Source organism: Streptosporangium sp. G12, assembly GCF_052983175.1.
Genome location: NZ_JBRIQO010000016.1, coordinates 1 through 24,980 on the forward strand (window position 1 = coordinate 1; position 24,980 = coordinate 24,980).

Here is a 24,980-nt window from a genome sequence, read left to right on the forward strand (position 1 = left end):
GTCGTCTCGACGTGACCGCGGATCCGCGGATCCGCGGCGCAGCCCTCACGCCCCCGGTGCCGATCTCGTGCCATGTGCTCGGTGCCGGGGGAGCGGGATCACCGTGGTGACACCGCCGACAGCACCGTGACCCGCCCGGCCGGGCACCACGTTCCGTCGGTGGTGTCACCGCGGCGAAACCCGCGGCGCGGGGCGTTCTCCACCGGCCGGTGCGTCGGCCGCCCGCCGCGCGAACCACGGCCGACCGGGAGCACCGCCACAGGAACAAGATCTTCAGTGGCCTTCCAGGCCGTTTCGTGCGGATCACGCCTTGCCGTACGCCGGGTACGTGGTGGCGGCAGAGGTCCCGCGGTCCCGGGCCGATGTGCCGAGCTGGCTAAAGTGGCCGCCATGAGTGATCATTCCGGACCTCGGGCCATGCCGCCGGCGCTGCTCGGCGTGGGTGGCGACTGGTCGCCTGTCACCGCGGGCGAGTCCGGAGCCGCCGTCTTTCGCGACGCGGACGCCACCCGGTATGCCAAATGCGTGCCTGCCGCTGATGCGGCCGACCTGAAGGCCGAGCGTGACCGGATCGCATGGCTGAACGATCAGGGTGTACCTGGTCCCCGAGTGCTCGACTGGCACTCCGGCGACGTGGGCGCCTGCCTGATGACCAGCGCCGTTCCCGGCATATCTGCTGATCAGGTGCCCGCCGAGAACCTACGGGCCGCCTGGGAACGCATCGCGGACGCGGTCCGCCGACTGCACGAGGTGCCGGTGCCGCAGTGCCCGTTCCGCCGGGACCTGGACGCCATGGTCGCCGTGGCGCGCGGCGTCGTGGCCCGTGACGCCGTCAACCCGGGGTTTCTCCCCGTCGAGCAGCGGCACACGCCCCCCGGGGAACTGCTGGACCGCCTCACCCGGCAGGTGCCACGGCGACGGGAGCAGGAGGCCGCCGACACGGTCGTCTGCCACGGGGACCTGTGCCTGCCCAACATCATCCTCGACCCGCGGACCCTGGACGTGTCGGGCTTCGTCGACCTGGGCCGCCTCGGACAGGCCGACCGCCACGCCGACCTGGCGTTGCTGCTCGCCAACGCGCGGGAGACATGGGAGGACGAGGAGCGGGGGCGGGCCGCGGACGCGGCGTTCGCCGAGAGGTACGGCATCGCCCTGGACCACGACCGTCTGCGCTTTTACCTCCATCTCGACCCGCTCACCTGGGGCTGATCGATTTTGCGGGGATCATCGGGCGGACCGACGACCGGCCGATCCGAACGAGACCGCCTAGACGACCACCAGCTCGCGAGGGCGGTGGTTGACCCGCTCGCCGCCCTCGTCGGTGCAGACGAGGATGTCCTCGATGCGGGCGCCGTGGGCCCCCGGCAGGTAGATTCCCGGCTCGACGGAGAAGGCGAAGCCGGGCGCCAGCGGCTCGGTGTTGCCCGCGACGATGTAGGGCTCCTCGTGGGTCTCCAGGCCGATGCCGTGGCCGGTGCGGTGGATGAAGTAGTCGCCGTAGCCCTCGGCGGCGATCACGTCGCGCGCGGCGGCGTCGACCGCCTCGCACGTCACCCCGGGGGCCACGGCGTCGCAGGCCGCCTGCTGGGCCCGCCTGAGCACCTCGTAGTACTTCAGGAAGCCGGCCGGGGGCTCGCCGACGGCGTAGACGCGCGTGGAGTCGGAGCAGTAGCCGTCGGGCATCTGGCCCCCGATGTCGACCACGATCGGCTCGCGCTCCCGGACGACGCGGTCCGACAGCTCGTGGTGCGGGCTGGCGCCGTTGGGCCCGGAGCCGACGATGACGAAGTCGACGGTGGAGTGGCCCGCCGCGATGATCGCCTCGGCGATGTCCCTGCCGATCTCCCGCTCGGTCCTGCCGGCCCGCAGGAAGTCGGGCACCTGGGCGTGGACGGCGTCGATCGCGGCGCCCGCCGCGCGCAGCGCCGCCACCTCGGCCGGGCTCTTGCGCATCCGCAGCCCGCGCAGGACGGTCCCGGCGAGCACCTGCTCCGCGCCGGGGATCGCGTCGCGCAGGCGCAGCGACTGCATCGCCCACATCCGGTCGGCGAGGCCGACCCTGCGGACCGCGCCCAGACGTTTGCCGACGACCGCGTACGGGTCGTCGGTCTCGTCCCAGGGGACGAACTCGACGCCGAGCCGCGACGCCGGGGAGTGCTCGGCCGCGGGCAGCTCCAGGCGGGGCACCATCAGGAACGCCTCGCCTTCGGCCGGAAGCACCAGGCAGGTGAGCCGCTCCAGCGGCAGGGCCTCGTAACCGGTCACGTAGCGAAGGTCGGGACCGGGGGTGAGCAGCAGCGCGTCGAGCCCGGCGGCGGCGGCCGCCTCGCGGGCGGCGGCCAGGCGGGTCACGGGATAGAGGTCAGAGGGCTCCGTCGTCACGACGACCAATCTAATCCCGGGCGGAACGACCATGCATCCGGGCCGGCCCCGGAAACCGAAAGTCCGGGAAAGGAAGGCACGAAGGCGACTCCGCCACTACAATCTGTTGAAGTACGATCACATTTTGTTGGCAAAATATCCGTAAAGCCACACATTTCGAGAGCGAGCTACATGGTCGGCGTAGTGGGCGGCCACCAGCCACCCCTCCACCCACGAAACGACCATGTGACCGGTCAGGCCCCGTCGACCGCCGCTGAGATGGTGCAGCGGTTGCGCGGCGAGCCGGACGAGCACATGGCCGTGGAGCGACAACTCCTCACCGCACGCCTGGCACACGCGGAGCGCCTGGGCGAGATGGGCTGGGCCGAGTGGAATCTCCAGACCGGAGAGTCCACCTGGTCCGCCCAGGCGTACACCATATTCGGCCGCGCCCCCGGTGACGGCCCGATCCACCTGCGCGACCTGCCCGGTCACGTCGAGACGGCCGACCGGCCCGACCTCGACCGGCTGCTGTGGTCCGTCGTGCACCGGGCCGAGGCCGGGGAGGCCGAGTTCCGCATCCGCCGCCACGGGGAGCTCCGGCACCTGCGCGCCGCGTTCGACCTCGTCGTGCACGGCGGGCATCCCGCCGTGCACGGCGTCGTGCAGGACATCACCTGCCGTCGCCGCGCCGAGCGGATCATGTCGGAGTCGCGCAGCAAGCTGCTGCGGGTCCGCGAGCAGGCCGCGGAGGAGCACGACATGAGCGTGGCACTGCGCGAGGCGATCATGCCGGGGCTGGGCGACACCATCGACCTGCCGCACGCGCGCATCGCGGTCCGCTACGTGGCGGCGGGGGTCAAGCCCGGCCTGGGCGGCGACTGGTACGACGCCGTTCCCCTGTCCGACGGCAGGGTGCTGCTCGCCATCGGCGACGTGTCCGGGCACGGGATGGCCGCGATCTCCCAGATGGCCCAGCTGCGCCACGCCCTGATCGGCCTCGCGATGACCGGCCACTCCCCCGACAGGCTGCTGGCCTGGCTCAACGACCTCGTGCTGCACCGGATGCCCGAGACGACGGCGACCGCGGTCGTCGGCCACCTCGACCCGGCCACGAGGACGTTCACCTGGGGGCAGGCGGGGCATCCGGCGCCGATCCTGGTCCGCGAGGGCACGGCCACCCAGCTCGACCCGCCCGCCGGGGTGCTGCTGGGCGCCACCCCCGACGAGCCGTACGAGCTGGCCGGGGTCGAGCTGCGGGAGGGCGATCTCCTGCTGCTGTTCACCGACGGGCTGGTGGAGCGGCGCACCCGCGACATCGACGAGGGCCTGGCGCTGACCATGGAGGCCGCGGCCCTGCTGAGGGGCGATCTGGACGACGGGCTCGACCGGCTCATCGAGGTGATCGGCGGACCCAACCCCGAGGACGACACCTGCGTTCTGGCGATCGGGGTACTCGGCTGATTGGTTAAATGGTCGCCATGCCCGGCCTGATGCTTCTCGACACCCCCTCCCTTTACTACCGTGCCTTCTACGGCATCCCCGAGTCGATGACCGCGCCCGACGGGATGCCCGTCAACGCGGTGCGCGGAGTCATCGACATGATCGCCATGCTGATCCGGCGGCACTCCCCCGCCGAGCTCGTCGCCTGCATGGACGCCGACTGGCGCCCGGCCTTCCGGGTGGCGGCCATCCCGACGTACAAGACCCACCGGGTCGCCGAGGGCGGCGCCGAGGAGACCCCCGACACGCTCGCCCCGCAGGTGCCGGTGATCGAGCGGGTGCTCGACGCGGTGGGCATCGCCCGCGTCGGCGTGCCCGGCTACGAGGCCGACGACGTGATGGGCACGTTCACCGCGCGCGCGAGCGGCCAGGTCGACGTCGTCACCGGCGACCGCGACCTGTTCCAGCTGGTCGACGACTCCCGTCCGGTCCGGATCCTCTACACCGCCAGGGGGGTCAAGAACCTCCAGGCGGTCGACGAGGCCGCCGTCGCCGAGAAGTACGGCATCCCCGGCCGCTCCTACGCCGACTTCGCCACCCTGCGCGGCGACCCCAGCGACGGGCTGCCGGGCGTGCCGGGGGTGGGCGACAAGACCGCGGCGGCCCTGATCACCCGGTTCGGCTCGCTGGAGGCCCTGCTGCGCGCCGCCGACGGGGGCGAGGGAGCCGGTGACCTGACCGCCGGACAGCGCGCCAAGCTTTCGGCGGCCCGCGAGTACCTGCGGGCGGCCCCCGGCGTGGTCCAGGTCGCCCGCGACGCCCCCCTCCCCGAGGTCGACATCGCGCTTCCCGCCAAGCCGCGGGACCCGGAGGCCCTGGCGGCGCTGAGCGAGCGCTACGGCCTCTCCGGGCCCCTGGAGCGCCTGACCTCCGCGCTCTGACCTGGCCCCCGGCCGCGCCGGCCGGCATCGCCCCGGCCGGCCGGTGGGGTGGCCCGCCGGGAGCCGGTAGGTTGCTCCCTGTGCCTCACAAGAGCATCCGGGTGCCCGGAGCGTCCCATCCGCGGCTCGACGACGGTTTCGAACGGATCCGTCGTGAGATGAAACTGCCCGAGGGCTTCCCCCGGGCGGTGATCGACGAGGCCGAGTGGGTCGCCGAGGTGCCCGCCCTGCCCCGGCTCGACCGGACCGATCTGCCGCTGATCACCATCGACCCCCCGGGAGCGATGGACCTCGACCAGGCCGTGCACCTGGAGGAGCAGCCCGGCGGCTACCGCGTCTGGTACGCCATCGCCGACGTCGGGGCGTTCGTCAGGCCCGGCGGCGCGATCGACGCCGAGGCCCGCGCCCGCGGCGAGACGGTCTACATGCCCGACGGGCGCGTGCCGCTGCATCCGCCCGTCCTGTCCGAGGGCGCCGCGAGCCTGCTGCCCGGCGTGACGCGGCCCGCCGCGTTGTGGTGCGTCGACCTGGACGCCGAAGGCCTGATCGTGGGCGCGGACGTGACCAGGGCGCTGGTACGCAGCCGCGAGCGGCTCGACTACGACTACGCGCAGGCCGCCATCGACACCGGCACCGCCGACGGCACGCTGCGGCTGCTGGCCGAGATCGGCCGGCTCAGGCTGGCCCAGGAGCGGGCCAGGGGCGGCGTGACGCTGCCCACCCCCGACCAGGAGGTCGTCCCCGACGGTGACGGCTACCGGGTGGAGCTGCGCGCCCCGCTGGACGCCGAGGCGTGGAACGCGCAGATCTCGCTGCTGACGGGCATGGCCGCCGCCGCCATGATGCTGGACGCCGAGATCGGCCTGCTGCGGGTGCTGCCGCCCGCCCCGGCGGAGAGGATCGCCCAGGTGCGCCGGGTGGCCGCCGCTCTCGGCGTGCCCTGGCCCGAGGGCGCGGGGTACGGCGACGTCGTGCACTCCCTCGACCCGAAGATCCCCGAGCAGGCCGCGTTCCTGCAGGAGTCGACGGTGCTGCTGCGCGGCGCCGGATACGTCGCCTTCAACGGCGAGCCGCCCGCGCAGGCGGAGCACGCCGCCGTGGGCGCGCCGTACGCGCACGTGACCGCCCCGCTGCGCCGCCTCATCGACCGCTACGCCACGGAGATCTGCCTGGCCGTCGCGGCGGGCGAGCCGGTGCCGCAGGACGTCCAGCGGGCCATGGGCGAGCTGCCGGAGATCATGCACGCCACCGGGCGCCGCGCGGGCGGCGTCGAGCGGGCGTGCGTGGACCTGGTGGAGGCCTTCGTGCTGCGCGAACGGGTGGGCCAGACGTTCGAGGCCGTGGTGATCGACGTGGCCGAGGACCGGCCGTGGGGCCAGGTGCAGGTCACCGACCCGGCGGTGGTGGCCCGCTGCGACGGCGAGGGGCTCCCGCTGGGAGAGACCGTACGCGTGCGGCTGACGCGCGCCAACCCGACCTCCCGCGAGGTCCGCTTCAGCCTGGCCTGAGCCCCCTCGCGGAGTCCTGTCCGGCTCCGTCCGGCCCCGCCGCACCCGGCGGGGCCTGGCGAACCGCCCGGCCGGGACCGAAGACGGCCCAGGCCGGGGACCGGGATCAGGTGAGGGACGAGTAGGCCACCACCCCGCGCCGCAGGGAGTCCATCGCCTTGCCCGCGGTCTGCTTGACCTTGCTCCCCGCCGGGGCCGCGTCGGAGATCTGGCCGAGGAGGTCGAGCAGCTGCTTGGTCCAGCGGACGAAGTCTCCGGCGGCCAGCTCCGAGCCGGCGACGCCGTCGCGGAGCACGGCGTCCAGGGTGTGGCCCTTGGCCCAGCGGAAGGCCGCCCAGGCGAAGCCGAAGTCGGGCTCCCTGATGAACGACAGGCCGTGGTCGCCTTCGATCGACTCCAGCTCGCCCCAGAGGCGGACCATGTCCGCCAGCGTCTTCTGGGCCGCTCCCGCGGGGATCCTGGGCTGGCGGGCGTCGTCGGCCTGCCGCGACTCGAAGACCAGTGACGACACGCACGCGGCCAGCTCGGCCGGGTCCAGGTCGTTCCAAAGCCCCGCGCGCAGGCACTCGGCGGTCAGCAGGTCCAGCTCGGTGTAGAGCTGGGCCAGGCGGCGGCCCTCGGCGGTGACGCTCTCGCCGTCGAGGTAGCCGAGCTGGTCGAGCACCCCGCAGACCTTGTCGAAGGTGCGGGCGATGACGTGGGAGCGGCCCTCGACCCGGCGGCGCAGCCCCTCGGTCTCGCGGAGCAGCTTGTAGTAGCGCTCGGCCCAGCGGGCGTGGTCCTCGCGCTCGTCGCACCCGTGGCAGGGGTGCCGGCGGATCTCCCGGCGCAGGCGGGTGATCTCGTCGTCCTCCGCGGCGTGGTCGCGCGCCCTGACGGGCTTGCCGAAGTCGCGGTCGCCGATCTTGGCGTGCACGGAGGAGACCAGGTTGGCCCGCTCCTTGGGCGAGCGGGCGTTGAAGTTCTTCGGGATGCGCAGGTGCTCGACCGGCTCCACCGGGACGGGAAAGTCGGCCGGCGACAGCTTCTTGACCTGCTTGCCGATGGTCAGCACCAGCGGGGACGGGCCCTCGCCCCTGGAGTTGAGGCCGGGGTCGAGGACGACGGCGAGACCCGCGCGGCGCCCGCCGGGGACCCTGATGATGTCGCCGGGTTTGAGGGCCTCCAGCGAGCGCAGCGCCTGCGTCCTGCGGGCCGCGCCGCGCTGGCGCGACAGCTCGGCCTCCCGGTCGGACAGGGCCCTGCGCATCGCGGCGTACTCCTCGAAGTCGCCCAGGTGGCAGGTCATCGCCTGGCGGTAGCCCTCCAGGGCCTCCTCGGCGCGGCGCACCTGCTTGGCGATGCCGACCACGGCCCGGTCGGCCTGGAACTGCGCGAACGAGGACTCCAGGAGGGTCCTGGCCCGCTCCCTGCCCACCTGGCCGACCAGGTTGACCGCCATGTTGTACGAGGGTCGGAAGCTGGAGCGCAGCGGGTAGGTGCGGGTGCTGGCCAGGCCGGCGACCTGGAGCGGGTCGGTGCCCGGCTGCCAGTGGACGACCGCGTGGCCCTCCACGTCGATGCCGCGGCGCCCGGCCCGTCCGGTGAGCTGGGTGTACTCGCCGGGCGTGAGGTCGGCGTGGGTCTCGCCGTTCCACTTGTCGAGTTTCTCGATCACCACGGAGCGGGCGGGCATGTTGATGCCCAGCGCGAGGGTCTCGGTGGCGAACACGGCCTTGACCAGGCCCCGGGTGAACAGCTCCTCGACGACCTCCTTGAAGGCCGGGAGCATGCCCGCGTGGTGGGCGGCCAGGCCGCGCTCCAGGGCGTCGCGCCACTCCAGGTAGCCGAGCACGCCCAGGTCCTCGTCGGGCAGGTGCGCGGTGCGCTCGTCGACGATCTGCCGGATCTCGTGGCGCTCGGCGTCGGTGGTGAGCCGGATGCCGTCGTGCAGGCACTGCATGACGGCGGCGTCGCAGCCGGCCCTGGAGAAGATGAAGGTGATCGCGGGCAGCAGGGCGTCGGCGTCCAGGCGCTCGATGGCCGCGGCCCGGTCCGGCGGGCCGTTCCTGCGGGGCCGCGAGTAGCCGCGCCGCCCCCTGCCGTACGCCTGCCGCTCCTCGTCCCTGGCGATGCGCAGGAGGTTCGGGTTGATCTGGGGGCGCCGGTCCTCGTCGCCGGTGACGAACAGGTCGTAGATGCGGCTGCCGACGAGCATGTGCTGCCAGAGCGGGACCGGGCGGTGCTCGTCGACGATGACGCTGGTGTCGCCGCGGACCTCGCCCATCCACTCGCCGAACTCCTCGGCATTGCTGACCGTGGCCGACAGGGCGACCAGGCGCACCGACTCGGGCAGGTGGATGATCACTTCTTCCCAGACCGCGCCGCGAAACCGGTCGGCGAGGTAGTGGACCTCGTCCATGACGACGAAGCCGAGCCCCGCCAGGGTGGAGGATCCGGCGTAGAGCATGTTGCGCAGCACCTCGGTCGTCATGACGACGATCGGGGCCTCCCCGTTGACGCTGTTGTCACCGGTGAGCAGGCCCACCTTGTCCGTGCCGTACCGCTTGACCAGGTCGTTGTACTTCTGGTTGGACAGCGCCTTGATCGGGGTGGTGTAGAAGCACTTGCGGCCCTCCTCCAGGGCCACGTGCACCGCGAACTCACCCACGACGGTCTTGCCCGAACCGGTGGGGGCCGCCACGAGGACCCCGTCTCCCGCCTCCAGCGCCCGGCAGGCGTCGAGCTGGAAGTCGTCCAGCTCGAAGTCGTACAGACCGCGGAACGAGGTCAGCGCCGGCCCGCTCTCGGCCTGGCTCTGACGGAAGGCAGCGTATCGTTCCGCTGGGGTCGTCATGTGTCCAGCCTACCGATATCGGGATTCCGGTCCGTCCCCCCTTTTCTGCCGGGCTCCGCCGTCCTGGACGGGCTCGGACGGCGCCGGCGGACGCCGGGCGGCCCCTAGACGAGGACCGACAGCGCGCCGGGGACGACCTCACACGTCAGCGGGGTGGGACCGACCCGCTCGCCGTCGGCGTAGGCGATCACTCCCGGCGCCTCCAGGGTCACCCGGCGGGCGCGGCGCATGGTGACGGCGGGGTGGGCGCCGTGGGAGCCCCGGTAGACGCGGGGGAAGACGCGCAGGAACTCCCCCTTGGGGATGGCGCCGAGGATCGTCACGTCCAGCAGGCCGTCGTCGGGGACGGCACCGGGGCACACGCGCATGCCGGCGCCGTAGGAGGAGGTGTTGCCGACCGCGACCAGCATCGCCTCACGCTCGACGATCTCGCCGTCCAGGTCGATCCTGAACGGGATGGGCCGGAAGGAGCGCAGCTCCTCGGCGAGGGCCACCAGGTACCTGGCCATGCCGGGCGGCCAGGTCATCGTGTTGGCCCGCTCGTTGACCCGGGAGTCGAAACCGCAGGCCAGCACCCCGGCGAACCACTCGTCCTCGCCCACCTTCGCGGCATCGACCGTGCGCACCCGCCCGCGCAGCACGGTGTCGGCGGCGGCCAGCGGCGCCTTCAGGGGGATGCCGAGCGCGGCGGCGATGTCGTTGCCGGTGCCCACCGGGATGACGCCCAGCGGCACGCCGCTGCCCGCGACCGCTTGGAGAGCCAGGTGGACCAGGCCGTCGCCGCCGAAGGCCACCAGCGCCTCCGGCTGCTCGGCCACGGCCGTGCAGGCGCGTTCCAGGGCGTCGGAGGCGGAGTCTCCGAGGATCACCGAGACCTCGCGCCCGCCCTGCCTCAGGCGGTCGAGCACCGGGGAGAGCAGTCCCCGTGAACGGCCGCCGCGGGCGGCGGGGTTGACGAGGACTGCGATCTCTGCGGGCACAGACCGGAACTTATCCCCTATCTGCCGGGATCGGTGTCGGTCGTTCTCGAATCGATAGGAGCCGGGTCGCCGACGGGGGCCACGTCGCCCAGGGGCGAGAGGTCGTCGTCGAGCGAGGAGGCCTCGTCGTCGGACAGGTGGGAGAAGTCCTCACCCTTGGACTGCCTTCTCTCCCTGAGGTACATGAACCCCTCGGCCAGGGCGAACAGCACCACCATCGGCAGGGCGAGCGCGATCATCGTGAACGGGTCGCCACCGGGGGTGGCGACCGCGCCGAAGACGAACATGATGAAGATGACCATGCGGCGGTGCTTGGCCACCAGCGCGTGCGGCAGCACCCCGATGATGTTCAGGAACACCATGAGCAGCGGCAGCTCGAAGGAGATGCCGAACACGATGAGCATGATCAGCGCATAGCCGAGATACTCGTCGATCGTGATGCCGGTCAGCGTTCCCGGAGGGGCGAAGCCCAGCAGGATCGACAGGCCCGTGTCCATCACGAAGTAGGCCAGCGCCGCGCCCGCGAGGAACAGCGGCACGGCCAGCATGATGAACAGGATCGAGTAGCGCTTCTCGTTGCGGTACAGGCCCGGGGTGACGAAGCCCCAGATCTGCCACAGCCAGACCGGCGACGAGACCACGAGGCCGAACATCGCCGCGACCTTGAGGTTCACGAAGAAGGAGTCGAAGACGCCGAGGATCAGCATCGTGCACTGACCCGGCCGCAGCTCCTGCGCCTGGGGAAGCCCGCAGTAGGGGGCCGACACGAAAGACCAGATCGGGTCGAAGAAGATGAAACCGACGATGATGCCGGCGACCAGACCGAGCAGGGCGATGACCAGCCGGTTACGCAGCTCGCGCAGGTGCTCCATGAGCGGCATGCGGCCGTCGCCCGCCTCGGCGGGCGGTGGTGCCGCCCCGTTCCGGCCCGGTTTGGGCCACTTCAGCAGCGCCATTCGCGAATCCTGGGGTGACGAGTCGGATGATCAGGGTAGATCTTCAGGCTACCGCCGATCACTGCGACTTGGGCGCTCCGGCCTGGGCGCGCAGCCGGGCGGCCTGCTCCTCGAGGCGGCGGGCCTCCTCCTCGGCGCTCGGCGCCGGTGCCTGGGTCGCGGCCGGGATCGGCTGCGGAGCCGGGGCCGGGGGCTGGGGCTGCGCCTGGACGACCGTGGCGGTCGTGGTCTGCGGCTCGTCCTCGTCGCGGAGCTTGGCGGTCTCCGACTTGAAGATGCGCAGCGACCGGCCGAGCCCGCGGGCGGCTTCCGGCAGCTTCTTGGCGCCGAAGAGCAGCACCAGGATCAGGCCGATGATGATCAGCTCAGTGGGTCCGAGGTTGGGCATTACACATCCTTACGCCGGGCGACGTGCAGTCTCTTGGTCCCGATCGTACGCTCCCTTGGAGACAGACTCATCCCTTTGCCTCCGTACGATCGCCGTACGCTCGCCGAACAGAACGCGAACGGGTTCCAGCCTCCCCTGCGTGCGGTCTACCTCGCGGCCCAGCTCGGCGGCCGCGCGCAGCACGCGGACGGCGAGGAAGGCCAGGACGGCGAGCCCGGCGAGGGTCAGCGTGATCGCGGCGATGATCCAGCTCATGTCGGGAGACTCCAGCTCCGTGCGTCAGGAGACACGTCAGGAAACCGACTCGTAACGATTCAGCGCGGCGGTGGCCGCGGCCCGGACGCTCGCGTCCAGCGAGGCGGGCGAGACCACCCTGCCGGTGTCGCCGAGGCGCAGCGCCAGGCGTACCAGCCAGCCCTGGTCCCTGGCCCGCAGGGCCACCCGCACGCGGCCCTCGCCGAGCTCCTCGACCCGCTCGCACGGGTAGTACTCGGCGACCCAGCGGCCCGCGGCGGTCAGCTCCAGCTCCACCAGCTCGTCGGTCGGCGAGGGCCGGAACACCCCGGGCGTCACCTCGTCGGCCACGGCGTCCTCCGGCGGGTCGGCGGGCACGTCGAGCACGTCGACGGAGAGCATCCGGTCCAGCCGGAACAGCCGGACCGCCTCGGCCCGGTAGCACCAGCCCGACAGGTAGGGGCGGCCGTCCACGACGACCAGGCGCATCGGATCGACCTCGCGCGGGGTGATCTCGTCGCGTCCCGGCACGTAGTAGCGCAGCGACAGCCGCCTGCGGCTCCGCAGCGCCTCGTTGACGACGGGCAGCGCGTCGGGCGCGGCGTCGACCTCCACCGCGACCTGGCTGCTGACCGCCGCGGCGCCCTCGCCCGAGGCCTGCTCGAACTTGGCGATGACCCGGGCCAGCGCGTCGCGCTCCCCGAACTCCGGCATCTCGGCGAGCAGGCGCAGCGCGACCAGCAGGGCGCTGGCCTCGTCAACGCCCAGCCGCAGCGGGCGGGCGATGGTCTCGGCGTTGTCGATGACGATCTCCCCGCCGTCCCACGACACGTCGATCAGGTCGCCGGGGGTGTGGCCGGGCAGCCCGCACATCCACACCAGCTGCAGGTCGTCGATGAGCTGCTTCTCGCTCAGCCCGAAGATCTTCGCGACCTCGGGCACCTGGGCCCCGGGGTGCGACATCAGGTAGGGGACCAGTGCCAGCAGCCTGGGCAGGCGATCGGCCGTGCTCACGCGAGTGCTCCCTTCAGGCGGCAGATGACCGCGTCGCGGGCGTCCGGCGGGCCGACCACCTCGGCGTCCGCGGCGAAGCCCACGATCCACCCGGCCAGCCGGCCGGCGTCGGTGAAGTCGACGTCCAGCTCGTCCCAGCCGTCGCCGGCGGGCCGCACCGCCTTCGCCACCTGGCGCAGCCCCTGGCAGGTGTCCCGCCTGACCCGGATGAGGGCGGTACGCTCGCGGACGGCGGCGTCACTGAAGCCGACCATGGACTTGATGTCGACGCCCTCGGGCACCACCACGGCGCCGGGGCGGCCGACGGTGGTGACCGTGCCGCTGATCCGGCTGAGCCGGAAGACCCTCGGCGCGTCCCGGTCGCGGTCGTGGCCGACCATGTACCAGCGGCCCCGGCGGCTGACGACGCCCCACGGCTCCACCGTGCGGGTCAGCACGTTCTGGCTGGCCGCCGCCCGGTAGGCGAACCGGACCGCGCGCCGGTCGCGCACGGCCTCCCACAGGGCGGGGAAGGACGGGTCCTGGGTGTCGACGCGCAGCTCCAGCGCCCCGCCGAGCACCCCGTGGGCCTCGTCGGTCTGCACGCCCCCGGCGCGCAGCTTCAGCAGCGCCCCGCTGGCCGCCTCGGCCAGGCTGGCCCGCTGCCACACCTGGGCCGCCAGGCCCACCACGGCGGCCTCGTCGGGCTCCAGGGTGATCTCCGGCAGCTCGTACGCCGACCGGACGATCCGGTAGCCCGGATCCTCCTCCCACGGGTCCTTGTGGACCTCGATCGGGATGCCGATCTCCCGCAGCTCGTTCTTGTCCCGCTCGAACATCCGCTGGAAGGCCTCGTCGTTGTCGGCGTCGTAGCCCGGCACCGCCTGGCGGATGTGCTCGGCACTGAGCGGCCGCCGCGTGGCCAGCAGGCAGATCACGAGATTGAGCAGCCGCTCGGTCTTCCGGCGCGACATCCGGCCTCCTCCCTGTTCGAGTGACGCTACCCTTCCCCCGTGATCAGATGGCGCAGGGGCGAGGTCGTACGGGTCCGGCGCGAGTGGCCGGGGGCGGTGGAACTCGACGTGACCACCGAGGACGGTGAGGCGCGCGCGCTCGCCTACCCGGCCCTGGTGGGACGCCCGGAGCCCGGTGACGTGGTGCTGCTCAACACGACCGCGCTCGCGATGGGTCTCGGTACGGGAGGCTACGCCATGGTGGTGGCTGTTCCCGACCGTTTGCCACAAGATCCTCAAGGCCCCGGACACCTGGTGAAGGCACGCTACACCCCGTTGCAGGCCACCGTCCTCGGCGCGGACGAGCAGGATTCGCCCTTCCACGAGGTCCTGCGCGACGCCGACTCCGTGGACGGCATGCCGGTGATCGTCGCTGACCTGCACTCGGCCCTGCCCGCGATCCTCTGCGGCCTGTACGGCACCACCCCGCCCGGGTCCGGGAAATCCGCGGGCGGATCCGGCGGCCGGAACCCGTCCGAGGCCGGGGAGACCGCGGGCGGATCCGGCGGCCGGGAGCGCGGAAAGCCCGTCAGGGTCGCCTACGTGATGCTCGACGGGGGCGCGCTGCCCGCCTGGTTCTCCATGTCGTGCGCGCGGCTGCGGGAGACCGGCTGGCTGTGCGGGGTCGTCACGGCGGGCCAGGCCTTCGGCGGCGACGTGGAGGTGGTGACCCCGCACACCGGCCTGCTGGCGGCCAGGCACGTCCTGGAGGCCGACGTCGCGATCGTCACGCAGGGGCCGGGCAACCTGGGCAGCGGCACCCGCTGGGGTTTCTCCGGCGTCTCGGCCGGCGAGGCGGTCAACGCCGCCGCCGTCCTGGGAGGCCGCCCGGTCGCGGCGCTGCGGGTCAGCGAGGGCGATCTGCGCGAGCGCCACATCGGCGTGTCGCACCATTCGCTGACCGCCTACGGCCGGGTGGCGCTCGCCCCGGCCCAGATCGCCGTGCCCGTGCTGCCCGGCGACTTCGGCAGGCGGGTGGCCGAGCAGTCGCGCCCGCTCGCCGCGCGGCACGAGCTGGTCGAGGTGCCGGTGGACGGGCTGCACGAGGCGCTGCGGGGGTCTCCGGTGCGGCTGTCGACGATGGGCCGGGGGCTGGAGGAGGACCTGGCCTACTTCCTGGCCTCGGCCGCCGCCGGGCGCCACGCGGCCTCGCTGCTGTCGTAGAACTCCTTGAAGGTGAAGGCCTCCGGCGTGGGGCCCTCGGCCTTCAGCCTCTCCAGGCGTTCCATCCCCTCGGCGAGCGTCGGCTCGTGCCCCTCGGGGATCCACCACATCACCGAGTACGGCTCCGCGATGCGCAGGAACCACTCCCTGCGCCGCTGCAGGAACGCCAGGTGGCCGCTGCGGTAGACGTAGTTCCACAGCGCGTCGCGCGACCTCCACACGGAGAAGGTGATCATCAGGTGGTCGCCGTACTCGTGCTCGATCAGGTCTTCGGGTCCGTCACCCCCCTTGAGCCGCCACACGAAGCCGGGATCGGCCTCGGCCAGCCGGTTCATGGGGTCGAGGCCCGCGATGAAGGAGGCCAGTTCCGGGGAGTCCTTGGGCGCGCGCGGGTGGGCGACGTTCAGCTGGGCCAGATGCATGGACACAGCAGATCATCCCCGATCCTTCTATGTCAATCTTCATTGTTTTTAGAAAAGGTGACGCAGCACTCCCCGGGGCGCGGGTCCATGCTGGCCGCCGAGGCGTCCCGCCCGAGCGCGTCGAGCAGCCCGCGGCACAGCTCCAGGTTCATCGAGCAGACCAGCAGCGGATGCTCCTCGGCCGGCACGTGGAACGGGCAGTTGCGCAGCCGCATCCGGCCGTCCTCCTCGTACGGCTCGTATCCGCGCCGCCGCAGCACCCCGGCGAGATCCTCGCCCTCCCCTGCGGACCGGGCCCCCGCGCGCCGGGCGGCCTGCTCGGCCCGCTCGTCCCCGCCGAGCAGCTCGACCGCCTCGGCCAGCACCAGGGCGAGGGTGCGGTAGTCCCTGGCCGGCACGCTGACCTGCCACTCCCCCGGCGCCCTGCGGTAGACCTTCGCCGGCCTGCCGCTGCCGGGTCCCGTCCGCTCCGTCAGCCGCCGGAACCCCGCCTCGAGCAGGCCCGCCTCGACGAGCCGGTCGAGGTGGAAGGCGGCCAGGGTCCGCTGGACCCCCACCGCCTCGGCCGCCTCGTTGCGCCCCACGTCCTGGCCCCGGGAGGCCACATAGTCGTAGACGGCCCGGCGCACCGGGTCGTGAAGTACCGCCACCGTGTCAAGGTCGTCGCCGCTCACAGCCCGGATTGTAGGCCGCGGCCCCCGGAGGCCGGCCCTCGCCCGGCGGGCCGCCCGGCTCGTGCGCGGACCCGGGCGGCACGATCGCGCGGACCGGGCACCCGGCCGGGAAAGCACCGGGAAAGCACGGGGAAAGCACGGAGCCCGGCCGTGCGCGCACGGCCGGGCTCCGGATGGGGCGGGTCGCCCCGGCGACGGCCCGGTGGGCCTCGCCGGAGACGGAACGCCGGATCAGCGGGTTGGCGGGATCAGTAGGCGCCCAGCACGTCGACCAGGAAGACGAGGGTGTCGGTGCCCTTGATCTTCTCTCCGCTGCCCGCCTTGCCGTAACCGAGGTCCGGCGGGACGCTCAGCAGCACCCGGCTGCCGACCGGGACGCCGACCAGGCCCTGGTCCCAGCCCTTGATGACCTTGCCGGAGCCGATCGGGAACATGATCGGCTGGGCGCCGCGGGACCAGCTGCTGTCGAACTCGACGTCCGATCCCCAGATCTTCCCGGCGTACTGCACCAGGATCGACTGGCCGGTCTTGACCTCGGGGCCGGTGCCCTTGATCACGGTCTTGGCGACGAGCTCCTTGGGAGCCTTCTTCTTGGTCTTGGTGGTGAGCTTCGGCGCGGCGTCGCCACCGGGGTTCTCCACCTTGATCCCGTCGACGCCGGGGTCGGTCGCGGTGCCCTGGGCGGCCTTGGCCTGGGGGACGCCCACCACGTCGACCACGAAGACCTGCGACTGGCCCGGAGGGGCCTGCGCCTGCTGCTCGGCGGGCAGCGCGTCCTTGGCGACGACCGACATGAACCTGCCGCCGCCCTTGGTCTCGGCGAAGCCCTTGCGGAGGATCTCCGGGACCTGCTCGTTGAGCGTGATGACCTGCGGCCCGCCCTCGTCGTAGGTCGAACCGGCGATCTTGTTCTCCTTGCCGTCCCAGGTGAAGACGGTGAAGTTGGCGATCACGCTGGTGCCGAGCTTGGCGGCCTCGCCGGTGGTGCCGGGGGTGAGCACCTTGTAGGAGGAGGTCTCGACGACCTTGGTCGGGAAGGCGACGGTCGGCTTGGCTCCGGCCTGCCCGGTTACCTGCAGCTCGGTGACCCCGCTGCTGCTGGCGGGACTGGAGGCGCCGGTGGCCACGCCTCCGCCGGAGCCACATGCTGCGGCGAACATCAGGGGAACTGCGGCCAGTACGGCCATGCTGCGGCGGCGCATAGGTATCCCTCAAGCAGACGTCAGGTTCGCGCCACACTACCCGTCCCGGCGTACGGAGGAGGTAAGGCCGGGACGAGCTTGCCGAAGTATGACCGTCACATTCCGGCGATGAGCTTGTCCACCCTCTCGTCGACGCTGCGGAAGGGGTCCTTGCACAGCACGGTGCGCTGCGCCTGGTCGTTGAGCTTCAGGTGCACCCAGTCGACGGTGAAGTCGCGCCGCTTCTCCTGCGCCTTGCGGATGAACTCACCGCGCAGCCGGGCCCGGGTGGTCTGCGGCGGCACCGACTTGGCCTCGAAGATCTTCAGATCGGAGGCCACCCGCTCGACCGCGCCGCGCTTCTGCAGCAGGTAGAACAGGCCACGGCGGCGGTGCACGTCGTGGTAGGCGAGGTCGAGCTGGGCGACCCTGGGGCTCGACAGCGGCAGGTCGTACTTCTTGCGGTAGCGCTCGATCAGCTGGTATTTGGTCACCCAGTCGATCTCGCGGGCGACCTTGTCGAGGTTGCCCGTCTCGACCGCGTTGAGGGTGCGCTCCCACAGCTCCAGCACCCGGTGGCTGATCTCGTCGCCACCGCGGCGGTCGACGAAGTCGCGGGCCTTGGAGAGGTATTCCTCCTGGATCTCCAGCGAGGACGCCTCGCGGCCGTTGGCCAGCCGGACCCGCCGCCGCCCGGTCATGTCGTGGGAGACCTCGCGGATGGCCCTTATCGGGTTCTCCAGGGACAGGTCACGCATCACGGTGCCCGCCTCGATCATGCGGAGCACCAGGTCGGTCGCGCCGACCTTGAGCAGCATGGTCGTCTCGCTCATGTTGGAGTCGCCGACGATGACGTGCAGGCGGCGGAACCGCTCGGCGTCGGCGTGCGGCTCGTCGCGGGTGTTGATGATCGGGCGCGACCGGGTGGTGGCGCTGGAGACGCCCTCCCAGATGTGCTCGGCCCGCTGGGAGACGCAGTAGACCGCTCCCCGCGGGGTCTGCAGCACCTTGCCCGCCCCGCAGATGATCTGCCGGGTGACCAGGAACGGGATCAGCACGTCGGCCAGGCGGCCGAACTCGCCGTGCCGGCCGACCAGGTAGTTCTCGTGGCAGCCGTAGGAGTTGCCCGCGGAGTCGGTGTTGTTCTTGAACAGGTAGATGTCCCCGGCGATGCCCTCCTCGCGGAGACGCTTCTCGGCGTCGACGAGGAGGCCCTCCAGGATGCGCTCGCCCGCCTTGTCGTGGGTGACGAGCTCCACGACGTTGTCACACTCGGGGGTGGCGTACTCGGGGTGGCTGCCCACGTCGAGATACAGGCGTGCCCCGTTGCGCAGGAAGACGTTGCTCGATCGGCCCCAGGAGACGACACGGCGGAATAGATAACGCGCTACCTCGTCGGGTGACAGCCGCCGCTGCCCCCTGAACGTGCAGGTGACGCCGTACTCGTTCTCAAGCCCGAAGATGCGACGATCCATTGCCTCACACTATTCGCCGAACCCCTCTCGCGGGAGGGATCATGGGGTTTTCGGTCGTACGGCTTATGCCCCGGGCTGTGAGCGGCTAAGCGCGGACAGGGGCGGACACGGCCCGCGCCCGGCTCCCGCCGGGCGCGGGTGACGCGGAGGCGCCGGGATCGGCGGTCCCGGTCAGCCTCCGCCCTGCCAGAAGATCTCGACAACCTTGGTGATCCTGCCGTTCTCGGTGGTGATCAGGGCCGGCCGGTGGAGGCCCTCGACCCCGGTCAGGGAGGCGGCCTCCCTGACGTTGTCGATCAGCGTCTGGCGGGAGCAGCTCTCGGTGCCGAGGCCGGTGGCCTTGTCGTAGGTCTGCGACGCGCCGTCGCAGCCGCTGTCCGCGAGGAACCGCACGTCCTCGGCGATGGGCGCCAGGTAGCGGACCACGTCGCCTTCCTCGGGACCGTCGAAGTGGCCGTCCTCGCCGTCGCGCTGGACGAAGCGGATGGGCCGGTACTCGGCCACCCCGTTGTCGTCCACGTCGGTGAGCCAGCCCCGCAGGACGCCCTCGAAGGGCGGCGGCCGCCCCCTGCTCCAGTCGTGCTCGGGAGCGGCCTGGAACTCGGTACCGAAGAGCTCGGGGGTGGCCGCGGGCGTGGAGACCGGGGTGGGCTCCGCCGCGGGGTCCTGCGTGCCCGTCGAAGCGGACGCGGAGGGGACGGACGCGGAGGAGGCCGCGGCGGGGGACGGGGCGGGGGCGGTTTCGGCGGCGCAGCCGGGCGCCAGCGCCACCGCCGCGAGCAGGGCGAGCGCCGCACCGCGTCGTCGCGGGACGGCGGGAGCGGTCAAAACGGGAACGAGCCCGGCCCAGGCCCGGGATGTACTGTTCTTCACGCGGACTGTGACCACCGCGGGACGGGATCGGTTGTCCGAAGGCGATGTGATCCAGGACACAACGGAGCGCCGCCCCCCTGGCGGGGGCGGCGCTCGGTGTCACCGGTGGACGCGGTCAGCCGCTGGATCCGGTGTCGATGTCGCCGTCGGGCGCGGTCGGCGGGGCGCCGGGCGTCTCGGGCGCGGAGAGGGGGCTCTCGTCCCTGGCCGCCTGGGCGGCCGACTCTGCGGCGGGGGCTCCGTCGGCCAGCAGCCGCTCCAGCCTGGGGCCGTTGAGCCGCAGGAACTTGCGGTGCGGCCGGTTGCGGTCGAGCACCGCCACCTCCAGCTGGCCCGCCGGGAAGCGCTCGCCTCCCGGCTCGGTCAGCGCGAACAGCGCCGCCTCCAGCGCCTCGGCCAGCGACAGGCCGTCGCGGTAGCGCTCCTTGAGGCGGCCCGCGACCGTCTCGGCCTGGCCGCCCATGGCCACCAGGCCCGCCTCGTCGAAGACCGAGCCGTCGAAGGTCAGCCGGTAGATGTGGTCCTCGTCGGAGGAGTCGCCGACCTCGGCGACCACGATCTCCACCTCGAACGGCTTCAGCGACTCGGTGAAGATCTGGCCGAGGTTCTGCGCGTAGAGGTTGGCCAGACCACGGGCGGTGACGTCGTCGCGGGCGTAGGTGTAGCCGTTGATGTCGGCGTATCGGATGCCGCCGAGGCGCAGGGCCTCGAACTCGTTGTAGCGGCCGACCGCGGCGAACCCGATCTTGTCGTAGATCTCGCTGATCTTGTGCAGGGCACGGGACGGGTTGGGCGCGACGAACAGGATGCCGTCCTCGTACTGCAGGACGACGACGCTACGGCCCCGCGCGATCCCCTTGCGCGCGTAGTCCGCCTTGTCCCGCATCTGCTGCTCGGGCGAGACATATCCAAAAGGCATGGACACCTGGGGTGATCCTCTCGTGTTAGCGCAGCGGGGCGGCGGGGCCGTCGGGGCGTTCCGCCCGGGATTCGACCACGACCCGGACGAGCTCTCCGACCTCCTCGTCGGGAAGCCGGTGGTACCCGTCGGCGGTGATCACCGCGACGACGGGCCAGATCTTGCGGATCACGTCCGGGCCGCCGGTCGCCGAGTCGTCGTCGGCCGCGTCGTAGAGGGCCTGGATCAGCGTCAGCACGGTGTCCTCGGGTGAGGCGCCCTCGCGGTAGAGCTTCTTCAGAGAGCCCCGCGCGAAGATCGACCCGGATCCGATCGCGTGGTGGTGACGCTGCTCGTAGGGACCGCCGCCCACGTCGTAGCTGAAGATGCGGCCGCCGTCGACGTCGGGGTCGTAGGCGGCGAAGAGCGGGACGACCACGAGCCCCTGCATCGCCATCGGCAGGTTGCCGCGGATCATCGTGGCGAGCCGGTTGGCCTTGCCCGCCACCGAGAGCGTGCGGCCCTCGCGCTTCTCGTAGTGTTCGAGCTCCACCCGATAGAGGCGGGCCATCTCGATGCCGGTGCTCGCCGCCCCGGCGATGCCCATGCCCGAGTGGTCGTCGGTGCGGAACACCTTTTCCATGTCACGCTGGGAGATGATGTTGCCGGAGGTCGCCCGGCGGTCTCCCGCGATCACCACGCCACCGGCGCACATGGCCGCCACGATCGTGGTGGCATGCGGGATCTGATCGCCCACCGGGGTTGCCAGGGTCTCGTTACGGCCAGGCAGCAAGTCCGGCGAATGGGACCTGACGAACTCGGTGAACGAGGAGCTCCCGGTGTCGGTAAAGATGTGATTCACCATGCCGGCGGGCAGGTCCCTGTGAGATCCCACGCGACTCCCTCCAAAGGTGCAGTCCTTTAAGGCCTGACCTTACTCATCTTGCCGTGCTGCTTGCACTTCCCTGGATCAGCTCAGCGCGAACCCCCCGCAGCAGGCTTTTGAATCTTTACGGGTGATCGGTCCCGGTCGCCGGAACCGTCGCGGATCCCGCCGGACGCGGCGAGGACGAGGGGCGGCGGAGGCGGAGGAGGCGGCGTCTCGCCCGGACCGCGGAGGAGGCGGGGACCGGTCCTGCCGGAGGACAGGGGCGGCTCCCGAGGGGAAGCGCGGGCGAGCGCCCGAGGGAGGCCTGAGCGGCCCGAGGGGGCGCAGGCGGAGTTCCTTCGCGGAAGACGCGTGACAGCGCCCGCGAAAGGCGCGAGGGCCTTCCTCGCGGAAGGAACGGGGGCGTCCCCACGAAAGGCGGCGGGGCGGCGCTCACGGAAGGCAGGACGGCACTCACGGAGGGCGGCGGGGCGGTGCTCGCGGAAGGACTTCGCGGGGTGCCGGTGCTCGCGGCCCTTCGCCGCGCGGGCTCTCGCCACGGAGGTGGCGGGGCCGGCGGGAAAGGGCCGGCCCGCCGGGCCGGGAACGATCGCGACCGGATTCGGCCCGCGCCTTCCCGCTTCGTACCCCGGACGGTTCTCGTTCCCTCCGGGAACCATTCCCGGAGGGGTCCCCCCTGTCGGCTCAACGTGTTCGCGGCGTTCGCGGGCGGAGCACCTGGAAAGGCGCTCCCGGCGGGGGACGGCCGCACGTCACCCGCCTGCCGGGCCCGGCGGGCGCCGGGCCGGGCCCGCGGTCAGGACGGGTCTGCCGGCTCCTCGCCGGATCCGCCCTCACCCCTGACCTGGGTTCGGCCGGACGGACCTACTGTCCGCCCTTCTGCACGTAACTCCTCACAAACTCCTCGGCGTTCTCCTCAAGGACCTCGTCGATCTCGTCGAGGATCGCGTCGACGTCATCGGAGAGCTTCTCGTGACGCTCCTGGACGTCGGAGGTTTCCGCCGCGGCGGTCTCCTCGACCTCCTTGTCGGTACGGCCGGTCTGCTTCTGGCCGCCGGTGTCCTTGCTTGCCATGTGTGGCACCTCCACCTGGGGGACGGATCTGATTCATATCTTCCCCGAACCGGGCGACATTGCGCGCGGATCGTCCCGCGATCTTTACGGGAGCCCGAACGGGCCGTGCCGAGGTCCTGCCCGCCAGGAAACCTTCCCCGAGGCATCGAGGCGAATCCGGGCGCCTTTCATCCGACAGCGGCTCCATCCGATGGATGCGCTCCCATCTCACCGTCGTCGACGGCGGCGATGACGGTGTCGATCAGACCGGGGAAGCGGGCGTCGAGGTCCTCGCGCCGCAGGGTGTGGGTGATGATGCGCCCTTCGCGCCGCGCCCACAGGATGCCGCCCTCCCTCAGCACCCGCCAGTGACGACTGGCCGTCGAGGCGTTGACGTCGGGCAGGGTGGTGGAGCAGGTCAGCTCCTCCCCGTCGGCGAGGCGCCCGACGATCCGCAGGCGCAGGGGGTGGGCGAGAGCCTCCAGGACGGCGTCCAGGCGCAGGTCTTCGCGGGCGGGGTGAACGAACGCCTTCATATCTCGATTGTACGCGTCTGCGCAAAGTGACGAAGCGTTGTGAGCAGCCTCACAACCGATCGGCTTGCCTTCTCCCCCGCCGGACTGTTTCATAGTTCACGTACTAGCAAACAGTTTGGAGAGGGAACGACATGAGCACCTACATGGTCATAACCGTCACGCCGGACGACGAGGAGAAGATGGCCCGATACGAGAGGGAGACCCTGTCCGTCGTGGCGCGCTTCGGCGGCCGGCCGATCAGGCGCGACACCGCCCCGATCGCCCTGGAGAGCGACCACGAGCCCGCGATCGCGGTCATCCTGGAGTTCCCCGACAAGCAGAGCGTGCTGGACTTCTACAACTCCGCCGAGTACAGGCCGCTCAAGGAGTTCCGGCACACCTTCGCCCGCGCCAGCGCCGTCCTCATCGACGCCGCCTGACCCCCCTCGGCGACCGGCCGAACCGGCCGGGCCCGCCGGACAGGGAGCCCTCCGGGACGTCGAAGCGAATGCGCCCGCCCTTGACTGGATAGCACTCCTATCCAATAATTGGCTAGCTTCACTATCCAACGAGAGGTCCCCCCATGTCGCCGTCGTCGCTGAACACAGCGGGAATACTCCTCATCACCGTGCCCGCCGTGGCCTTCGGCGGGGTCTCCCTGCTCTCGCAGATCATGCGCGGAGTCCCCGGGTACCTGGACAATCCGGTGCGGCGCGGCCTGTGGCGGGCCGGGCACGCGCACGCGGGCGTCCTCGTGCTCTTCGCGCTCGTCGCGCTGCTCTACATCGATCAGGCCGACCTGTCCGGCGGCCTGAAGGACCTGTCCCGGGTCCTGATCGTGGCGGCGCCCATCCTGATGCCGCTGGGCTTCTTCCTGTCCGTGGTGCGCCCCTCCGACACGAAGCCGAACAGGTTGATCTGGCTGGTCCCGGCGGGAGGGGTGTCACTGGGCGCCGGCACGCTGCTGCTCGGCATCGGCCTCGTGTGAGCCTCCGCATGACCTGTGCGGTCTCGCACGTGCCCCGCGAGCCCGTACGCCCCCGTGTGAGCATCGTCACCCGGGGATCCGGGCAGGTCCGACACTCCTGGAGAGATAAGGAACGTTCCAGGTAGGCCTTCGGGGCTGGAAACTGCGATCATTGGGTGGTGAGCACCATCATCGCGCGCAGGTACAAGCTCGTCTCACGCGTCGGCCAGGGGGCGACCGGCGTCGTCTGGCGCGCTTACGACCTGCTTCTGGAGCGAGAGGTGGCCCTCAAGGAGATACTCCTGCCACCGGGGGCCGCCGCGGCCGAGCAGCGGCGGCGGGTGGTCAGGGAGGCGCGCATGGCGGCGCGGCTGAGCCACCGGGGCATCGTGACGGTGCACAACCTCACCGAGGAGGCCGAGCGCCTCTGGATCGTCATGGAGTTCCTGGAGGCGCTGACGCTGCACGACACGCTCGTGCAGGCGGGCCCGCTCCCGGTGGACCTGGTGGCGGCGATGGGATGCCGCCTGCTGGAGGCGTTGCGGCACGCGCACGACGGCGGGGTGATCCACCGCGACATCAAGCCCGCCAACATCATGTTGACCGGCGACCGGGTGGTGCTGGCCGACTTCGGCTTCGCCGCGCCGGAGGGCGCGGCGACGACCTCGACGCGGGGCACTCCGGCGTTCATCGCGCCGGAGGCGCTGCAGGGCAGGGGCGGCACCCGCGAGGCGGACATGTGGTCGTTCGGCGCGACGCTGTACATGGCGGTGGAGGGCAGGACCCCGTTCCGTACGGTGAACTCGATGGCGGCGCTGGTGGAGGCGCTGCGCGAGCCGCCACGCGCGCCGAAGCGGGCGGGCGCCCTGGAGCCGGTGCTGCGGGGGTTGCTGCGCAAGGATCCGCGGGCGCGGCTGAGTGCCGAGCGGACGTCGAAGATGCTGGAGGACGTGCGCTGCTTCAGCGCGGCCTGAGAACGTTCACGAGCGTTTCCGAAACGCCTTCGCCGACCTCCGGGCCATTTTTCTGATCCCCCGATCAGGATTTACGGACATGGAACAAAAGTCCGTCATACCCATGCGTCTGAATCGTTACCGAGAATCACCGTAGGTAATCACATAGTGCACTGTTCCAGGTGAAAATATGAATCAGCTGAGGGCCCCGGCTTCTATGTGCAGCAGGTGATTCATGGGAACAGATGCAGGAAAGGCACGCT

At 71.6% G+C, this 24,980-nt stretch carries 25 protein-coding genes; 8 read left to right on the forward strand and 17 right to left on the reverse strand.

All coding sequences use genetic code 11. From position 1 onward, the window contains the following. Positions 1-390: 390 nt before the first annotated feature. Positions 391-1,209: an APH(3'') family aminoglycoside O-phosphotransferase gene (locus tag ACVCAG_RS23915; RefSeq protein WP_440084866.1), complete on the forward strand. Its 819-nt coding sequence runs from the start codon at positions 391-393 to the stop codon at positions 1,207-1,209. Positions 1,210-1,266: 57 nt separating this feature from the next. Here the strand turns inward: ACVCAG_RS23915 and ACVCAG_RS23920 are convergent, their stop codons facing one another. Then, entirely contained in the window at positions 1,267-2,382 is a 1,116-nt protein-coding gene (locus ACVCAG_RS23920) for a M24 family metallopeptidase (protein ID WP_440084867.1), read from the reverse strand. Between the two features lie 258 nt (positions 2,383-2,640). On the opposite strand from ACVCAG_RS23920, the gene ACVCAG_RS23925 reads away from it, so the two are divergent. The 3 genes from ACVCAG_RS23925 to ACVCAG_RS23935 all read left to right on the forward strand — a co-directional run bounded on the left by ACVCAG_RS23925 (position 2,641) and on the right by ACVCAG_RS23935 (position 6,253). Then, positions 2,641-3,825 carry a SpoIIE family protein phosphatase gene (locus ACVCAG_RS23925; RefSeq protein ID WP_440084868.1) on the forward strand — a complete coding sequence of 395 codons (1,185 nt, stop codon included), beginning with the start codon at positions 2,641-2,643 and terminating at the stop codon, positions 3,823-3,825. Positions 3,826-3,842: 17 nt separating this feature from the next. Continuing rightward, positions 3,843-4,745 carry a 5'-3' exonuclease H3TH domain-containing protein gene (locus tag ACVCAG_RS23930; RefSeq protein WP_440084869.1) on the forward strand — a complete coding sequence of 301 codons (903 nt, stop codon included), beginning with the start codon at positions 3,843-3,845 and terminating at the stop codon, positions 4,743-4,745. Positions 4,746-4,825: 80 nt separating this feature from the next. After that, positions 4,826-6,253 (forward strand): RNB domain-containing ribonuclease, encoded by a 1,428-nt coding sequence (locus tag ACVCAG_RS23935; protein WP_447190317.1) that lies wholly within the window; start codon positions 4,826-4,828, stop codon positions 6,251-6,253. A gap of 106 nt (positions 6,254-6,359) precedes the next feature. Here ACVCAG_RS23935 and ACVCAG_RS23940 read toward each other — a convergent pair whose 3' ends face one another. From ACVCAG_RS23940 to ACVCAG_RS23970, 7 genes are all read right to left on the reverse strand, one after another. Beyond that, positions 6,360-9,089, reverse strand: coding sequence for a DEAD/DEAH box helicase (locus ACVCAG_RS23940; protein ID WP_440084871.1), 2,730 nt, complete (start codon positions 9,087-9,089; stop codon positions 6,360-6,362). A 104-nt stretch (positions 9,090-9,193) separates the two neighbouring features. After that, positions 9,194-10,069: a YegS/Rv2252/BmrU family lipid kinase gene (locus ACVCAG_RS23945; protein ID WP_440084872.1), complete on the reverse strand. Its 876-nt coding sequence runs from the start codon at positions 10,067-10,069 to the stop codon at positions 9,194-9,196. 17 nt (positions 10,070-10,086) lie between these two features. Continuing rightward, positions 10,087-11,025 carry a twin-arginine translocase subunit TatC gene (gene tatC / locus ACVCAG_RS23950; protein WP_440084873.1) on the reverse strand — a complete coding sequence of 313 codons (939 nt, stop codon included), beginning with the start codon at positions 11,023-11,025 and terminating at the stop codon, positions 10,087-10,089. A 58-nt stretch (positions 11,026-11,083) separates the two neighbouring features. Then, complete coding sequence (gene tatA / locus ACVCAG_RS23955; RefSeq protein WP_440084874.1) at positions 11,084-11,413, reverse strand: Sec-independent protein translocase subunit TatA; 330 nt, start codon at positions 11,411-11,413, stop codon at positions 11,084-11,086. 9 nt (positions 11,414-11,422) lie between these two features. Next, positions 11,423-11,668: a hypothetical protein gene (locus ACVCAG_RS23960; protein ID WP_440084875.1), complete on the reverse strand. Its 246-nt coding sequence runs from the start codon at positions 11,666-11,668 to the stop codon at positions 11,423-11,425. A 36-nt stretch (positions 11,669-11,704) separates the two neighbouring features. Then, complete coding sequence (locus tag ACVCAG_RS23965) at positions 11,705-12,661, reverse strand: helix-turn-helix transcriptional regulator (protein ID WP_362686156.1); 957 nt, start codon at positions 12,659-12,661, stop codon at positions 11,705-11,707. Further along, entirely contained in the window at positions 12,658-13,614 is a 957-nt protein-coding gene (locus ACVCAG_RS23970; RefSeq protein ID WP_440084876.1) for a WYL domain-containing protein, read from the reverse strand. Before ACVCAG_RS23970 ends, ACVCAG_RS23965 begins: the two co-directional genes overlap by 4 nt. A gap of 39 nt (positions 13,615-13,653) precedes the next feature. Here ACVCAG_RS23970 and ACVCAG_RS23975 point away from each other — a divergent pair, with 39 nt between their 5' ends. Then, positions 13,654-14,817: a DUF3866 family protein gene (locus ACVCAG_RS23975; protein WP_440084877.1), complete on the forward strand. Its 1,164-nt coding sequence runs from the start codon at positions 13,654-13,656 to the stop codon at positions 14,815-14,817. Here the strand turns inward: ACVCAG_RS23975 and ACVCAG_RS23980 are convergent. From ACVCAG_RS23980 to ACVCAG_RS24020, 9 genes are all read right to left on the reverse strand, one after another. Then, complete coding sequence (locus ACVCAG_RS23980) at positions 14,763-15,239, reverse strand: DUF3291 domain-containing protein (RefSeq protein WP_440085036.1); 477 nt, start codon at positions 15,237-15,239, stop codon at positions 14,763-14,765. The genes ACVCAG_RS23975 and ACVCAG_RS23980 overlap by 55 nt on opposite strands. A 32-nt stretch (positions 15,240-15,271) precedes the next feature. Further along, positions 15,272-15,913 (reverse strand): helix-turn-helix transcriptional regulator, encoded by a 642-nt coding sequence (locus tag ACVCAG_RS23985; RefSeq protein ID WP_440084878.1) that lies wholly within the window; start codon positions 15,911-15,913, stop codon positions 15,272-15,274. Positions 15,914-16,161: 248 nt separating this feature from the next. Further along, positions 16,162-17,115 carry an FKBP-type peptidyl-prolyl cis-trans isomerase gene (locus ACVCAG_RS23990; protein WP_440084879.1) on the reverse strand — a complete coding sequence of 318 codons (954 nt, stop codon included), beginning with the start codon at positions 17,113-17,115 and terminating at the stop codon, positions 16,162-16,164. Positions 17,116-17,210: 95 nt separating this feature from the next. Beyond that, positions 17,211-18,569, reverse strand: a complete 1,359-nt coding sequence (gene pafA / locus ACVCAG_RS23995) for a Pup--protein ligase (RefSeq protein WP_030904553.1) — start codon at positions 18,567-18,569, stop codon at positions 17,211-17,213. Positions 18,570-18,740: 171 nt separating this feature from the next. Continuing rightward, the gene (locus ACVCAG_RS24000; RefSeq protein ID WP_447190318.1) at positions 18,741-19,397 is read right to left on the reverse strand and encodes a hypothetical protein; all 657 of its coding nucleotides are present in this window, start codon (positions 19,395-19,397) and stop codon (positions 18,741-18,743) included. A 160-nt stretch (positions 19,398-19,557) separates the two neighbouring features. Further along, positions 19,558-20,361, reverse strand: coding sequence for a proteasome subunit alpha (gene prcA / locus ACVCAG_RS24005; protein WP_440084881.1), 804 nt, complete (start codon positions 20,359-20,361; stop codon positions 19,558-19,560). A 25-nt stretch (positions 20,362-20,386) separates the two neighbouring features. After that, complete coding sequence (gene prcB / locus ACVCAG_RS24010) at positions 20,387-21,205, reverse strand: proteasome subunit beta (RefSeq protein ID WP_440066545.1); 819 nt, start codon at positions 21,203-21,205, stop codon at positions 20,387-20,389. An 888-nt stretch (positions 21,206-22,093) separates the two neighbouring features. Then, the gene (locus ACVCAG_RS24015) at positions 22,094-22,303 is read right to left on the reverse strand and encodes a ubiquitin-like protein Pup (protein ID WP_435288038.1); all 210 of its coding nucleotides are present in this window, start codon (positions 22,301-22,303) and stop codon (positions 22,094-22,096) included. 167 nt (positions 22,304-22,470) lie between these two features. After that, positions 22,471-22,818, reverse strand: a complete 348-nt coding sequence (locus tag ACVCAG_RS24020; protein ID WP_440084882.1) for a helix-turn-helix domain-containing protein — start codon at positions 22,816-22,818, stop codon at positions 22,471-22,473. A 131-nt stretch (positions 22,819-22,949) separates the two neighbouring features. Between ACVCAG_RS24020 and ACVCAG_RS24025 the strand changes: the two genes are divergently transcribed. The 3 genes from ACVCAG_RS24025 to ACVCAG_RS24035 all read left to right on the forward strand — a co-directional run bounded on the left by ACVCAG_RS24025 (position 22,950) and on the right by ACVCAG_RS24035 (position 24,738). After that, complete coding sequence (locus ACVCAG_RS24025; RefSeq protein ID WP_440084883.1) at positions 22,950-23,237, forward strand: DUF1330 domain-containing protein; 288 nt, start codon at positions 22,950-22,952, stop codon at positions 23,235-23,237. 143 nt (positions 23,238-23,380) lie between these two features. Beyond that, positions 23,381-23,785 (forward strand): hypothetical protein, encoded by a 405-nt coding sequence (locus ACVCAG_RS24030; RefSeq protein ID WP_440084884.1) that lies wholly within the window; start codon positions 23,381-23,383, stop codon positions 23,783-23,785. A 158-nt stretch (positions 23,786-23,943) separates the two neighbouring features. Next, complete coding sequence (locus tag ACVCAG_RS24035; RefSeq protein WP_440066159.1) at positions 23,944-24,738, forward strand: protein kinase domain-containing protein; 795 nt, start codon at positions 23,944-23,946, stop codon at positions 24,736-24,738. The last annotated feature ends 242 nt before the right edge of the window (positions 24,739-24,980 follow it).